The sequence below is a fragment of the Pantoea folii genome (assembly GCF_056678875.1).
On sequence record NZ_JBWXON010000010.1, the window covers coordinates 84,741 to 98,104 of the forward strand.

Genomic DNA, 13,364 nt, shown 5'->3' on the forward strand with positions numbered 1-13,364 from the left:
AAGACCGCTTTATACCTGCGGAAAACACGCAGACAACCGGACAGGCGCAGGTCAGGTTTCTCTCCGTGACGGTGACTCCGGAGCTCCTTGACCCAGCAGAGAGGCGCGCTGCCCTGCCAGCCAGACTGTCAGCGCAAGCACGGCCAGGGCTCCCATAACGGCAAACGCGGCTGAATAAGAGTAACGTGAAATCAGTGTCCCCGTTATGGCCGGACTCAGTGCAGCCCCCGCCCCCTGCATGAGCAGAATAAAACTCTGGCCGGCATTGGTGTGCCCTTTTCCGTTAAGCACCCTGACCACGAAGACCGGTACGGCGACGCCAAGAAGGCCGGCCGCCATCCCGTCCAGAATCTGTATCACGGGCATGAACCAGATGCCGTCACTAAAGGACGCCACGGCGGCCCGCAGGGGCAGAATACACAGTGCCGTTGTGATCAGTGAAAAGTAGCCGGCACTCTGCGCTTTGCGTGCGGCGTACAACGCGACCGGGATCATCACGGCCTGAGAAATAATCACGGTGGCCGCGGCAAATACGCCCGGGTTCACCTCTGCGCTTTGCGAAGCCGCCACCCTGACGCTCAGCATCGGCAGGAGAGCAGCGTTGCCCAGATGAAACAGCAGGACGGTGATGCCGCCGATGATCAGCGCGGGTTCGCGGATGAGCACTGACAGGCGCGGCAGGGAAGCGCCCTGGGCGCCGGGCGTCAGTCCGCGTGCAATCCGGTTGTCGATGTCGCGATCGCGGATCCTCGCAACACAGGCCGTGGCCAGCAGAGCCATGACCGTCATCAGGACAAATACGGCTCCGGTTCCCCAGAACCAGACAGACGCGCCGGCTATAACGGCTGCAGTCATGTTTCCCGCGTGGTTAAACGCTTCGTTCCTCCCCGTCTGATGGCCAAACTTTTCGGGGCCAGTCAGGCCCAGCGTCATGGCCGTCATCAGGGGGGCAATAACTGCGGCCGCCAGTCCGGTCATGACCTGTGAGATAATCGTGACGGAAGGTACGGGAAAATACCAGAGCAAAAGCGTAGCCAGGGTAATGGTTACGGTACCGGCAATCAGCATCAGCCGTTTGTTGCTGACGGCATCCGCCATTATTCCTGCCGGCAGGGTGACGGACAGGCTGGCGATACCTGCCGCTGACATCACCCAGCCTATAGCCTCTGGATCCCAGTGATGTTCTGTCATGAATATTCCCAGAAACGGCCCTAGTCCGTCTCTGACGTCTGCCATAAAAAAGTTAACCAGGCAAAGTGCCTGGAGTGAGCGCAGTGGCATAATTTCCCCGGAAAGGTAAGCGAGCAGTCATAAAGATGGCAGATAAAAGGGGAATGACCAGCTGGGCGGGCATCATCTCGTGCTGACCAGGCTTGTAAACTGCCGCGCGGTAACTCTTCCGTCCCACACGGCAGCGTTCAGACTACCCTGAGTATGCTGAACCGGCCTGCGGCAGCAAACCCCAGCACATCCTTTATTGGTCAGAATGAAAGCGTCACGCGGTTAACGTAAGCGTCGGCCGGTAAGAGGCTGCGTCCGGCCTGTGTACCCGAGGGCTGCAGGAATAAGCAGGCAGGACAAACTGCTCCGGAGCTCAAGCCAGACCGGATGATAAAGCTGGTATACGGAAGTTTGTTTATCAGGCGTATTCCGCGGCGGCGGCAGGGCTTACCGCTGCGGATAAGCGCACCATGACCGGCAGATCTCAACAGAAGAGATTTCGGTGGCGACACACGGATCATATTTCCGGCCGGCGGCCAGCCGGTTTTTCCTGTGCGCCTGATATCTACCATTTGTACTGGTTGGAGTCTTCCCATTCCCTGAGTTCTTTTTCGGCCTGATCCTTGCCGTAGCCATATCGCTCCTGAATGCGGCCGACCAGCTGGTCGCGCTTTCCTTCCGCCACGTCCATATCGTCATCGGTAAGCTTGCCCCACTGCTCCTTCACTTTGCCTTTGAACTGCTTCCAGTTTCCGCTGATACGATCTTCGTTCATGCCGGTGTCCTCAGTTGACTGACGGGCTGCTGCGGACCCTCCGCATGCAGTGCTTTATACTGAAAAGTATGGCTCATACAGGAAAATTTTCCTGCACGACGTTACATTTGCGGATTTTTCCTGACGTCCTGACAGCAGGAGCTGACTCCCCCTTCTCTCTGCACCAAAATCACAGGGCGGTACGGGCGCGCGGCTAAAGGGTGCGGTGTGCGGTAAGGGTCTGTTATATTGCTTTTCTTTCAGATAATTAGGGTACTTTATCCCATGCTCAGCCAGCCCGAATGGATCCCCGTAAAAATAAGAAATCATCCCGTAGTGAGCTGGCTCATCAGCAGCGCCATACTGGTGATGGCGTCTGTGAGTCTGACCTGGTACGCGCTGAACGCCACCACGCTGGGTGAAAAGGAGGGGCGGATCGCGGGACTGACTTTGCAGAATTCGCTACTGCATGAAGAGCTGCGGACCGCGCAGAGCCGCTACGATGCCGCACAGGCCAGCCGTGAAAACACCATCAGTCAGCGCGCCGGCGAGCTGTCCGCCGCTTACCGGGAGAGCATGAAAAGCCTGGAAGTGCGGTATGACCAGCTCCTGCAGGAAAATGCGGACCTCAAAAGCACGCTCACCGCGCTGAACAGCGGAGAGCGCCGGCAGGCCACAGAGCGGAAAGAGGCGAGGATCAGCGAACTGAGTGCCGAACGGGATCTGATTAACCGGAAGATGGCGGAGGCTCAGCAGCTGCTTTATGAGACCAGCGCCAGCGCGGGCTATGACAGGGCGTCATGTAACAGGGAAAAGCAGAATTTCTATTCGAATGTCTGTGAGCATGCTGCAAAGGAGGAAGCGCAGGTCCGGGCCCTGCAGGAGAAAATCAGTCTGCTGGAGAGGCAGGGGGAAAGCCTGAGCAATCAGATGACGGCGCTTGAAGCAGGGTAATGGCACCCGCTTTTAGCCGGCCGGACTGAGAAGATCCCCCGGCACCCGTTCGGGCCGCAGGACATTATCTCAAAGATAAAGAAAAGCCGGAGCGGCTACAGTTTATTTAAGCCCCGCGTTCAGTCGGAGAAAATATCCCGCTCCGGCAGTGTGAACTATAGCAAAAGCAAACCGCGGCAGGCCAGCCCACTCTGTCAGTGTAAAAAGTCCACGGGCAGGCGCGATCAGCGTGAAGTCAGGGAGCCGGGCAGCAGCAGCCTCTGTGCCTCACCCGCATCCATGGAGAACCGCACGCCGAGCTGGCGGGTGACGTCCAGCGCGAATACCCGGGTATACCACTCGGTGGACTTCGCGTCCTTATGGCCCATCAGCGTCTGGATCACCTTCTGCGGCACCTGGTGCTGCACGAGGTGCATCGCAAACGAGTCCCTGAACGTCTTGGGCGTCACCGGCCGGATGGAGAACGTGACGCCGTCACGCTCGGCGGCCGCCACCGCCTGCGAGATCCAGCTGCGCGCCGTATCCTCGCTCTTTATGTCCCACAGCCGCGCGCCCGCCGGCGGGCTCACCGTCGCAAACCACTCCCTCAGGCGCTGCACGAATCCCGGGTCGGTGAGCGGCACCGCGCGCGGCGGATTGTCTTTAATTTCCGCCTCCGCGTCGCGCTCCGCCTGCTGCTCCTCCTTCGTCGGGCGGCCGCGCCGGCGGCTGCGGTTTCTTGCCGCCTCTTCCAGCCCGCGCTGCTTGAGGGTGCGCAGCACCACGAACGGCGACGACAGCGGCGCGCCGGTGAGCGGGGAGTCCAGCGCGAAGTCCTCTCTGGCCAGCGGCAGAATTTCATTGAGACGCCCGCCGGTGTTCCACAGCGCGTCGATGAACAGCCGTTTGCGGAGATCGGTCACCTTAGCCAGCAGCACCGCCACCTCGGGCGCGAGCAGGTAGCGGGGCATGTCGGTGCCGTAGGCGGCGGCGAGGTTGCGCAGCGCCACCGCGCTTTCGTAGTCAAAGTAGCGCGCGGCGCCATGATCGTGCAGATTATGCTCAGTGACAACGCTGTGCGAATTCTGCGTCAGTTCGCGGGGAAATGTGCCCAAACTTTTAATCTCCGTTGTCTGGCGGGGTGGAACGTATTTTCCCCTGTCTGTCCAGCGAAAACCACGGGAATAAATCGATCCTGGCCGGATCCGGTTTCGATCCGGTTTCCGGCTTTTCTCCCGTATACGGAGAATAACCTGGACGGCACGGAATAAAAAGCAGGGCGATCGGAAGCGGTTCCGGCGAAGGACGTCACCTAACTCACTGACGGTAAAGAGAAGTTCGGGAAAAAGGCGGGGCAGGGCGCGTACCAGGCACTCTAGGATGCATACCTGGCTGACAGGGGATAATCGGTCAAGCGCGCTGTCGATTACTTTTCAGCACGGCGTTAATCAGGAAAACAGTCAATCCCGCCTTCGCAGGATCCCGCAAATCCTGCTCACCAAAATGAGCCAAAGGCAGAAGCGGCATCTTCCCGTCACCGCCATGCATTTTTCAGGCGGGACGTTAACAGAAGTACTGAAAATTAATACATGAGTTTACTGGCAGCGGTAATAAACCACATCTGCGCAGTTAAAAACTGGGCGAGAACTTCACAAAGGATATGAATAACATCCGTGGGTGATACGGTATTGGAAATTCGGCTCATGCTTGAAAACGTTATTTTTACCCGAAAAGAACAGAACAGAACAGAACAGAACAGAACAGAACAGAACAGAACAGAACAGAACACTAATATTTCAGGTAGAGGGATAAAATAAATAATCTTTGCGCATTAATTTTTATTCAGAATGATAGATTTCTATGAGGCCGACCGGTGCTTTATCACTACTGGAATAAAAGAGAGGTTATACGCGACAGTCATAATTCTCCTACAGCGAATATAATTCTGCCGACATTTCCGTAATAAAATTTAAGTAAGAATCTTGATTGCCTATGGGGATTTATATAAAAATTATGACTTTAAATGAGTCAGGTAAAGTATTACCTGAAGGTCATCCTGCTGAAATATAATGCAGGATGACCTTCTTAAGTGGTGAGCGTTAATATTTCAGTAAACACTCCACCCACAGTTAACGTCAGAAATTATTTCACATTGTCCAGTACTACCGGAATCTCACCACTGAAATCGACCCAGGGGTTGGTTCCGAGAAGATTTGCGTGTGGTACATTGCCTGTGTAACGCATAGTGAATTCCGATGGGCCATGTACGTAAGCCACGATAAGTCCCTGCTTTGCATCCATCATCCCTGCGTGCATTCCGAGTCCGTGATAGCTTACGCGCACTGCCTTGTCACTTAACCCAACTTTTTCTACCTGAAACCGCGCAATGCTTCCATCATTCAGGGTAAATGCCCAGCGGAACGGTCCGCCATTGACGACGGTCATTACTTCGTCCACATCGCTTCCGCCATCAGTTGAGTTTACGTGCATACGTCCATATTTCTCGAGCACTGCTTTGCGGGTCGTTTTATCCAGAGACAACATATCGTACACCTTGGGATACGGACCAAAGCCTGTTTCTTCAGTCAGGACACCTCCGCCTGCCACTGACGGCGTACGTCCGGCAAATTTTATCTGCTCAAGGAGTTGCTCCTTATTAAGGCTAAACTGCTGGATCAGTAATTCCTGTTCCTTTTTTGTCAGAGCGCGTTCTTCAGAGACTTTGAGAATTGGCTTTGCTGATTCAGGAACATCGATGGTCGTCACATTAATTCCCACGGTGTTCAGCACGGCGTTGACAGCCACGATGCCTTTTATATCCGGACGATCATCAGCAAACTTTAGTGAAACAACATCTTCAGACAGGGCATTCATGGACGCTACTAAAGACATAGCTGCTGCCATTGAAGGGGGGGTAATAAATCCCATTTTTTAGCTCCTCATTGAAATGTACAGAAGAGTGTAAACCTCAATGCAGCTTACTAAAATCCAACTATAATGATAATACAATTCACCTGAAGTAATTAATGACTGAATTATGTTGTCATCATTAATTGTAATGGGTTAATTATATTAATTAGCATTGATATTAAAATCTGTTTAAATAGTTCACACGGCATGTTCAGGGATAATCTATCAAAAGCTCATGTCCATGAAATCTGCGCAAAGTCTGAACTGACCGGACATCATTGTTCGTGCACTATGGCAACCGCAAATATTTCTGGTAAATCAGACAGAGAGTATAGGCAGGTCATAACGAGAATATTTTAAATATTATTTGGAAAATCATGATTTTGTAACAGGCTTTCTTTAGCGCCAGCCCCGGATCTTCTGATGAATATTAGCCTGGTGGATTCCAGATTGTGGATATCCACTGGCGTACCTGACCATTGATTTGTGGTATGCTTACTCTTTACAACTCTGCGTTTTACTGTAAATTAAGCGCCGCTATGTATTGTAATCTTTACCTTGCTCCTTAAGCCGGAGTGCTGCACGAATTATGATAACCTGAATTGAATTCTGCGGATTATCCTGTATCAGACGGCTTGTCGTTTTTAAAAAATGGTAACTTCCCGAATAGCTCTCCGGATGGCTGGGGAGAAATTTAACATATCGCACGATATTTTCCAGATTATATTAAAAGATGAGTACCGCAGGATAAATTATGTCTGAAGCATCCATTCTGACTGATGCAAGTGAATTTAAAGGGTGTATTCATCATTCTCTGAATAGAGTGGAAGAGATTTTACTGTTGATACGGAGGCGGGGCAGTTAATTTACTTTGAAAAAAATATCTCATGCTTAAACATCTATCGAAAAACAATAAGGATAATTGTCCGGACGTAAATGAGAAGAGGCTCCACTCGCCTGATGGTTCAGATTCTCCGGAGGTATTGTTCAGTTTTTTCGTGGAGAAGCTATAAAGACAGGGAAATCTGCTCAGGCTTAAAAATTGATTCACGCATCTCTTTTAAACTTTCTGGAAGACAAAGCATCAAAAATCCAAATAAATTCAATCAAATCATAACCAATATTTTTGAAAATTTTGATATATACTAGCCTTGGGAATTATTGAAGAATTTTAGTGACTGAATTAGCTGATTAGTTCACCCGCCGGTATTAATCCGGCGGTGAAAAAATCTGATTTAACCTTCACAGAACGGAAATTGCGTCATTCAACTGATTAACTCAAAATTATGCAGCCACCCCGGGCGTGGACCGGCAGGAATGATCCCTGCCGGATTGATGTGCCTGTGTGATAAATAGTAGTGCTGATGAATGTGGTGCATGTCTATGGTCTGGCGAAATTCTTTCCTGGTAAGAAGATTCAGCATATAACGGTAAAGTGCATCAAATGCCCTTAATGGCCTGATGTTTGCGCGAAAATGTACTGCATATACGGTCTCAAATCTTACTAATGAAGGGAACAGGAACAGATCGGATAAAGTAAGAGTATCCCCGAAGAGATACATCGATGTGGTCAGCCTGTCGTTTAGCGTTCCAAGGGCATCAAACAGCACAGCGATTTCGCTGTTGTATTCTTCCTGACGGGATGCAAAGCCAACCTGATATACCCGACGATTGATATAGGTGTGTATCCAGGAATTGAGCGCCTTGATTTCCATTTTAAGCGAAGCAGGTAAAAGATCTGTTCTGCTACGCGCCAGGCTTTGCCACTCAGTCGCAAGCCTGACTGCAATTTTTGCCGAGTCGTTGCTGACGATTTTGCCTTCCTTTTTGTCCCATAGTACCGGCACTGAGACCCGGCCGGTAAAGTCCGGTAACGAGCACAGGTACAAAGATCGCAGCCAAACCTCATGATTAACCAGATCGGGGTTTTCATCGCTGAAGGCCCAGCCGTTGTCATCCCGGACAGCAGCAACCGATGAAACAGAAATTGCGTCATTAAGTCCCATCGCCTGAATGACAAGCCAGGGTCTGTGAGCGAAAGGACAGGCACGTGAAACATAAAGGTGATATCGTCCGGCCTCCGGGACGATATCATTTGTGAAATGATCTTCATGCGTCAGAGTATCGGCGGATTTATTTGCGTACCATATACCGTTTTCTAAAACAGCCATTCTCACCTCCGGGCGGTCAGGGCAAAAAGGGTTTGTCAGATTAGAATTTTCTGTAGTAGTACGCCCTGAAACATTCATTATTACGGGCGTCTGTGGAAGCAGAAAATCGAATTCTAAAGCTGATTAAAGAATATTTTTTGGGGGAATGTTCGTTAATGTCTGATTATCAGATACGGGCTTCGAACTGAGCAACCAGCTCCTGTAGCGCGACTTCGGTGTCAGGGTCAAAACTACCGTTCAGGTATTTCTGGTAAAAGTCGCCGATGCTGTAGGAACCCACTACCTCACCACCCCACCATGGCATCAGTTCGCCCAGATATTTCAGGTTAGTAGCGCCACCATTTTTTCCAGGGGAGGTGCTAAGAAGGAGAATCTTTTTAACATCGTTACCAAAAAATGACTCTCCCTTTTCACGAGTCCGGGAAAGCCAGTCAATAGCGTTCTTTAGACAGGCCGGCATCAGGCCGTTGTGTTCAGGAGACACGATAACCAGTGCAGCAGCACTTCTAACGGTTTCACCAAGCCTGATGACTTCTGCCGGCAACGCATCTTCGAGAGCCGGTTGATACATCGGCAACGAATGTTCATGTAACCCAGTCAGATAAACTTCATGACGTGTAAAGCGGGCAGCCACTCTCCGAGCCAGCTGCCAGTTGATGGAATCTTCGGGGCTGGTGTTACTACCATTCAAAATAAGAATCTTTTTCATGAGGATTACCAAAATATTAACGTGTCCGTAAAGTAAGTCCTTAAAGAATGTGAATAAAGCCATTCGTGGTGATAAAATAATTCACTCTCAGTAAATTAAAGTGGTCTGATGAACAAAATAACGGCACTCAATGTGTTTCGCCGGGTAGTCGAGCTGGGGACCTTTAAGGCCGCTGCTGACGATCAGCATCTCTCTCAGGCGGCCGTCAGTAAAAATATCAATGAACTGGAGGATCATCTCGGTATAGCGCTGATAAACCGTACCACGCGGCGGATGAGCGTAACGGAGTCCGGTATGGCCTACTATCGACAGATTTGTAGCGTTCTCGATGCGCTGGCGTCTGCCGATGAGTCCGTAATGTCATCCTCATTCACTCCCCGAGGTCGGCTGAGGATCAGCGCCCCGATGTCATACGGTATTATCAAAATTAATCCTTTAATTTGTGATTTCAGACATCTATACCCAGAAATAAGTGCTGAGGTCATTTTGAGCGATACCTATGACAATCTGCTAGATAAAGGGATTGACGTGGCCATACGGGGAGGGGGCGCGCTGATCGACTCCTCTATGCGCTCCCGACTGGTTTCCACGGTTCCCCGGGTGCTGTGTGCTTCTCCTGCCTACCTCAGCCAGTCCAAATCTTTAACACATCCTGATGTACTGAAAGAACATGACTGTCTGGTTTACAGCCTTTCCTCCTCTCCCCGAAAATGGATATTTAACCGGAAAGACGAAATTGTTTCGGTGGACCTCACGCCATCGAATTATTCGGTTAACAACGGAATCGCGCTAAAACAGGCGGCAGTCAGCGGGTTGGGTATTATTCTCATCCCGAGGGAGTTTGTTCGCCCTGAGCTTGCATCAGGTGAGCTGGTAGAAATTATGCCAGAGTGGGTGCCCGATACTCATTCGCTATATGCCGTGTACCCTTACCATAAAGAGCAGTCGCAAAATGTCAGGCTATTTATAGACTTTATGATGTCGGCATTTAGGTAGGATTCGCGAGTTTCGCTCAGTAAACGACCATAATTTTACGCAATTCGCATGGAGTGCCGGACACCGAACAGTATTGTTATACTGGCAATACAGACAGGCTACCCTGCTAAATATACGGCTGCTTTATCGCAGGGCGTTCAGTTTATATAATCCGGAGCATATCCATAATCTGTTAATTCACTCTGGCTAATAGGTATCACAGCAGACCCCAGTAAGCCCCGTACTCAGGCAAAATATGGCCCTGTAAGGCTTCTATTGCGGTATCGTAATCATTACCACGCAATGCTTTGACGATAGTGACATGCTGCTGGTAAGAGCGATTCATGTGTTCTTCATTGCTGCCCATATAGTGGCGGATGGTCGCCATGCGTGAAGAGATCAGTATGTAAGCCTGGGTCAGATAAGGGTTTTGGCACCAGTTAAACAGGGCCTCATGGAACAGATTATCCAGCCGGATATATTCAACTGTTGATCCGTTACTGATGCAGTAATCCATGTTATCGAGAATGGCTGAGATCTCCTGAACCAACTGCTTGGGATTCTTTTTCAGCGATAGCGACATGGCTTTTGCTTCGACATAGAAACGAAACTCCAGCAGATCCTTGAATTCCACATCACTCAAGCTAAACACAAAAGTGCCACTTTTGGGTTTGATCTGCACCAGGCCTTCACTTTGCAGACGACGCAATGCATCGCGCACTGGCGCTTTACTGGCTGCGAGCCGGGTCGCCAGCGCGGATTCTGATAGTTTGCCGCCCATAGGCAACGAGCCATTAATAATCATGTCCTTGATTCGCTTATACACTACATCTTTCAGAAGGTCCTGCGCCATGCTCTGTTACTTCTCCATTGCCTGCGGATTGCCAAAACGGCAGAAGCTGTCTTTATACCAGATAACCGCATGGTCGGACATGCACTGAAAGGGTATCGCGCATCCATCGGGATGCGCGTGATCAACTAAACGAATTTCAGTTGAGGGAATGTACAAACGCCTCAACACTGGCACGGGTAGGGATAGGGGCAACCGCACCGTAGCCCGTGGTGGTAAGCGCTGCCGCCGCATTAGCATAGCGCAGCGCCTCAGCAGGTGCGTTTCCAGCCAGGTACTGGGTGAGGAAGGCGCCTGAGAAGCAGTCTCCCGCGCCGGTGGCATCAACCGTTGCCACACGATGTCCGGCCACGCGCAATCGCTGTTGCGGGCTGGCATACATCGCCCCTTCACTTCCCATCTTCAGTACCAGATGTTTAATCCCCAGACCAAGATAGAAATCAGCAATCGCATCGGCATCTTCAAGCCCGGTGAGAAGCCTGGCTTCATCAAGGCTCGGCAGGCAGATGTCGACCAGACGTGCCACTTCATGAATCACGGCGCGCGCACGCGCTAGCGGCCACAGTTTTAGGCGAAGATTGGTGTCAAATGAGACCTGTGTGTCAGATTGACGTGCCAGATCGATAGCCGCAAATACACTGTCACAGGCAGAATCACTGATAGCGAGCGTAATCGCTGAAGTATGCAACAAATGCGCCTGCTGAATGGCGATCGGCGGCAAATCACTGGGGCGAATAAGAGAGGCAGCGGAGCCTTTACGATAAAACGTAAAATGATGCCCCTCTGCATCATGGGTAATAAAGTAAATCCCGGTCGGCTCATCATTGTGGCGAAGCACGAAGTCGGTATTGACGCCTTCTTGCTGCCACAAGGCGACAAACTTATCGCCAAAAACATCTTTTCCCAGCTGCGTCAGCATGGCGACTTTCGCGCCTTGTCTGGCGGCACTGACCGCAAAATTCGAGGTGTCGCCACCAAAACCGCTGAGATACTTAGTAGGGATTTCACCTTTAGGCAGCTCGCTAAATTCATAGAGCGGTTCGCCGAAGGAGAGAATATCAATGGTTTTCATAACAGAGATCCTGTGGAGAACGCCCTGAAGATTTTCAGGGCGTATAAAGGCAGGGGTATTAAATACGACCGTACTTCGCCAGGCCTTCGCGCAGTGAGCCAGACGCAATGATCAGTTTGGCCTGTTCCAGTTCACGGCTGTCAATGGAAACAGAGAGCTCCAGGACGGCTTCAACATGCTCTTGTGGTACACAGACTACGCCGTCCACGTCGCCAATGATTAAGTCGCCAGGATGGACGGTGACATCGCCCATCTGCAATGGCATGTTGGATGACAGCGTTTTAAATCTGCCCAGGGTCGTGCCTGGTGTTACCGTTTTGGCAAACACGGGGAAGTCGTAATCACGACGGATTTCAATCAGATCGCGCACGCCACCCATCAGCACGGCACCTTCATGTTTATTTGCTACCGCACCCGCTGTCATTAAACCGCCCCAAACCGCAACCGTTTCCAGCGCAGCGGCACCGCCAATCACAATGACAGACCCTGCTTCAGATTCATCAATCGCATCAAGTGCATGCTGAGGTGGGAGTTTCTCTTCAGTTACGTCTTCAAGAATAGTGACGGCTGGACCAACGATTTTCTTATCGTTGATGCGGTTCTTTACTTCGAACGGCAGGAACATGGTTTTGCCCACGATCTGGTCGCAAGCATCGGCAATGGATGCGGTTGAATAAATGGCGCGATAACCGTCAATGATTTCTTTGCTGTACATTGTTGACTCCTTAGAGATCGAAAATTTACGGGTTAACCCAGTTCAATGGTTTGTTGCCTTCGAAAATACGCAGGACTTCCTGCGCGGCTTTCCGCTGTAGTTCGGTCACGGACTCTTCCGTGAACCAGGCGGTGTGATCGGTGCAAATAACGTTCGGTAATGTGAGGAGAGGGTGGTCCTGGCGCACGGGTTCCTGTTCGAACACGTCGAGACCCGCGGCGTATAAGCGGTTTTCAATCAGCGCCTGATAAAGGGCAGTCTCATCAATCAATCCCCCGCGTGAGGTATTCACCACGATGGTTGTGGGTTTCATTAAGGCCAGTTGTTTTGCGCCTATCAGGTGACGAGTTTTCTCTGACAGTGGGACATGGAGGGAAATCAAATCCGATTGCTGGCACAGCTGCTCAAGTGTGACCTTCTCAACACCCGTAGCCATGGCTTCGGCATCATTTAACAGCGGATCGCAAACCAACATGCGGCTAAATCCAATGCCGCTGGCTTTGGCGGCCAGGCAACGTGCAATGCGGCCAAAACCGACAATCCCGAGCACTTTGCCACTCAGACGATACATCGGCTCTGCCTGACCAATGTTCCACTGGCCTGCATGGACCTGCGTGTTACGCGAGGTAATACGTCGAGTCGCCGCTAACAGCAGAGCCAATGCGTGCTCTGCAACGTCTTCTGAGCCGTAGTCAGGCACATTGGCGACATAGATACCTTTCTCCTTCGCCGCTGCTAAATCCACGTTATCGACCCCTACGCCATAGCGCACAATCGCCTGGCATTTATCCAGTAAGGCGATGTATTCCAGCGGCAGCGGTGCTTCACGAATCATCAAGGCATCAGCCTGTAACAGGGCTTTTGCTCGTTCTTCCTGAGAAGCGCTTTTAGGCACAACAATGAATTCAGGATTGAATGCAGCGAGTACTTTGCTCTCTTCCTGGTAGTGCTCATAGCCCGGTTCGAGTACCACAATCTTTTTCATGATCATCTCAATCTGACATGTTAGTTTAAATTTATGGTGACGAATTTACAGTGAGGTAACAAGCTTTGT

The 13,364-nt window shown here is 51.0% G+C and carries 13 protein-coding genes; 3 read left to right on the forward strand and 10 right to left on the reverse strand.

Going from position 1 to position 13,364, the window contains the following annotated elements:
• Nucleotides 1–51: 51 nt before the first annotated feature.
• Nucleotides 52–1,281, reverse strand: coding sequence for an MFS transporter (locus tag AC1MDE_RS13210; protein WP_480344648.1), 1,230 nt, complete (start codon nucleotides 1,279–1,281; stop codon nucleotides 52–54).
• 505 nt (nucleotides 1,282–1,786) lie between these two features.
• Nucleotides 1,787–1,996, reverse strand: coding sequence for a CsbD family protein (locus AC1MDE_RS13215; protein WP_480344649.1), 210 nt, complete (start codon nucleotides 1,994–1,996; stop codon nucleotides 1,787–1,789).
• A 264-nt stretch (nucleotides 1,997–2,260) separates the two neighbouring features.
• Between AC1MDE_RS13215 and AC1MDE_RS13220 the strand changes: the two genes are divergently transcribed.
• Nucleotides 2,261–2,929, forward strand: a complete 669-nt coding sequence (locus AC1MDE_RS13220) for a hypothetical protein (protein WP_480344650.1) — start codon at nucleotides 2,261–2,263, stop codon at nucleotides 2,927–2,929.
• 224 nt (nucleotides 2,930–3,153) lie between these two features.
• Here AC1MDE_RS13220 and AC1MDE_RS13225 read toward each other — a convergent pair whose 3' ends face one another.
• The gene (locus AC1MDE_RS13225; protein ID WP_480344651.1) at nucleotides 3,154–4,023 is read right to left on the reverse strand and encodes a tyrosine-type recombinase/integrase; all 870 of its coding nucleotides are present in this window, start codon (nucleotides 4,021–4,023) and stop codon (nucleotides 3,154–3,156) included.
• Between the two features lie 265 nt (nucleotides 4,024–4,288).
• Between AC1MDE_RS13225 and AC1MDE_RS13230 the strand changes: the two genes are divergently transcribed.
• Nucleotides 4,289–4,501 (forward strand): hypothetical protein, encoded by a 213-nt coding sequence (locus AC1MDE_RS13230; protein WP_480344652.1) that lies wholly within the window; start codon nucleotides 4,289–4,291, stop codon nucleotides 4,499–4,501.
• A gap of 549 nt (nucleotides 4,502–5,050) precedes the next feature.
• Here the strand turns inward: AC1MDE_RS13230 and AC1MDE_RS13235 are convergent.
• The 3 genes from AC1MDE_RS13235 to AC1MDE_RS13245 all read right to left on the reverse strand — a co-directional run bounded on the left by AC1MDE_RS13235 (nucleotide 5,051) and on the right by AC1MDE_RS13245 (nucleotide 8,698).
• Entirely contained in the window at nucleotides 5,051–5,836 is a 786-nt protein-coding gene (locus AC1MDE_RS13235) for a hypothetical protein (RefSeq protein WP_480344653.1), read from the reverse strand.
• 1,247 nt (nucleotides 5,837–7,083) lie between these two features.
• Complete coding sequence (locus AC1MDE_RS13240; RefSeq protein WP_480344654.1) at nucleotides 7,084–7,989, reverse strand: glutathione S-transferase C-terminal domain-containing protein; 906 nt, start codon at nucleotides 7,987–7,989, stop codon at nucleotides 7,084–7,086.
• 166 nt (nucleotides 7,990–8,155) lie between these two features.
• Entirely contained in the window at nucleotides 8,156–8,698 is a 543-nt protein-coding gene (locus tag AC1MDE_RS13245; protein WP_480344655.1) for an NADPH-dependent FMN reductase, read from the reverse strand.
• Between the two features lie 108 nt (nucleotides 8,699–8,806).
• On the opposite strand from AC1MDE_RS13245, the gene AC1MDE_RS13250 reads away from it, so the two are divergent.
• Nucleotides 8,807–9,694 carry a LysR family transcriptional regulator gene (locus AC1MDE_RS13250; protein ID WP_480344656.1) on the forward strand — a complete coding sequence of 296 codons (888 nt, stop codon included), beginning with the start codon at nucleotides 8,807–8,809 and terminating at the stop codon, nucleotides 9,692–9,694.
• Between the two features lie 196 nt (nucleotides 9,695–9,890).
• On the opposite strand, the gene AC1MDE_RS13255 is transcribed toward AC1MDE_RS13250, so the two are convergent.
• From AC1MDE_RS13255 to AC1MDE_RS13270, 4 genes are all read right to left on the reverse strand, one after another.
• Nucleotides 9,891–10,526 carry a GntR family transcriptional regulator gene (locus AC1MDE_RS13255; RefSeq protein WP_480344657.1) on the reverse strand — a complete coding sequence of 212 codons (636 nt, stop codon included), beginning with the start codon at nucleotides 10,524–10,526 and terminating at the stop codon, nucleotides 9,891–9,893.
• A gap of 136 nt (nucleotides 10,527–10,662) precedes the next feature.
• Nucleotides 10,663–11,595, reverse strand: a complete 933-nt coding sequence (locus AC1MDE_RS13260) for a sugar kinase (protein ID WP_480344658.1) — start codon at nucleotides 11,593–11,595, stop codon at nucleotides 10,663–10,665.
• 58 nt (nucleotides 11,596–11,653) lie between these two features.
• Nucleotides 11,654–12,310, reverse strand: a complete 657-nt coding sequence (locus AC1MDE_RS13265) for an RraA family protein (RefSeq protein WP_480344659.1) — start codon at nucleotides 12,308–12,310, stop codon at nucleotides 11,654–11,656.
• A gap of 25 nt (nucleotides 12,311–12,335) precedes the next feature.
• Entirely contained in the window at nucleotides 12,336–13,295 is a 960-nt protein-coding gene (locus AC1MDE_RS13270; protein ID WP_480344660.1) for a C-terminal binding protein, read from the reverse strand.
• Nucleotides 13,296–13,364 lie beyond the last annotated feature (69 nt).

Bases quoted from the DNA above. Each gene is read 5' to 3' on its own strand.
- AC1MDE_RS13250 (WP_480344656.1), top strand. From the start codon at position 8,807: ATGAACAAAATAACGGCACTCAATGTGTTTCGCCGGGTAGTCGAGCTG.
- AC1MDE_RS13210 (WP_480344648.1), bottom strand. From the start codon at position 1,281: ATGCCACTGCGCTCACTCCAGGCACTTTGCCTGGTTAACTTTTTTATG.
- AC1MDE_RS13265 (WP_480344659.1), bottom strand. From the start codon at position 12,310: ATGTACAGCAAAGAAATCATTGACGGTTATCGCGCCATTTATTCAACC.
- AC1MDE_RS13240 (WP_480344654.1), bottom strand. From the start codon at position 7,989: ATGGCTGTTTTAGAAAACGGTATATGGTACGCAAATAAATCCGCCGAT.
- AC1MDE_RS13230 (WP_480344652.1), top strand. From the start codon at position 4,289: ATGCATACCTGGCTGACAGGGGATAATCGGTCAAGCGCGCTGTCGATT.
- AC1MDE_RS13245 (WP_480344655.1), bottom strand. From the start codon at position 8,698: ATGAAAAAGATTCTTATTTTGAATGGTAGTAACACCAGCCCCGAAGAT.
- AC1MDE_RS13260 (WP_480344658.1), bottom strand. From the start codon at position 11,595: ATGAAAACCATTGATATTCTCTCCTTCGGCGAACCGCTCTATGAATTT.
- AC1MDE_RS13255 (WP_480344657.1), bottom strand. From the start codon at position 10,526: ATGGCGCAGGACCTTCTGAAAGATGTAGTGTATAAGCGAATCAAGGAC.
- AC1MDE_RS13220 (WP_480344650.1), top strand. From the start codon at position 2,261: ATGCTCAGCCAGCCCGAATGGATCCCCGTAAAAATAAGAAATCATCCC.
- AC1MDE_RS13235 (WP_480344653.1), bottom strand. From the start codon at position 5,836: ATGGGATTTATTACCCCCCCTTCAATGGCAGCAGCTATGTCTTTAGTA.
- AC1MDE_RS13215 (WP_480344649.1), bottom strand. From the start codon at position 1,996: ATGAACGAAGATCGTATCAGCGGAAACTGGAAGCAGTTCAAAGGCAAA.
- AC1MDE_RS13270 (WP_480344660.1), bottom strand. From the start codon at position 13,295: ATGAAAAAGATTGTGGTACTCGAACCGGGCTATGAGCACTACCAGGAA.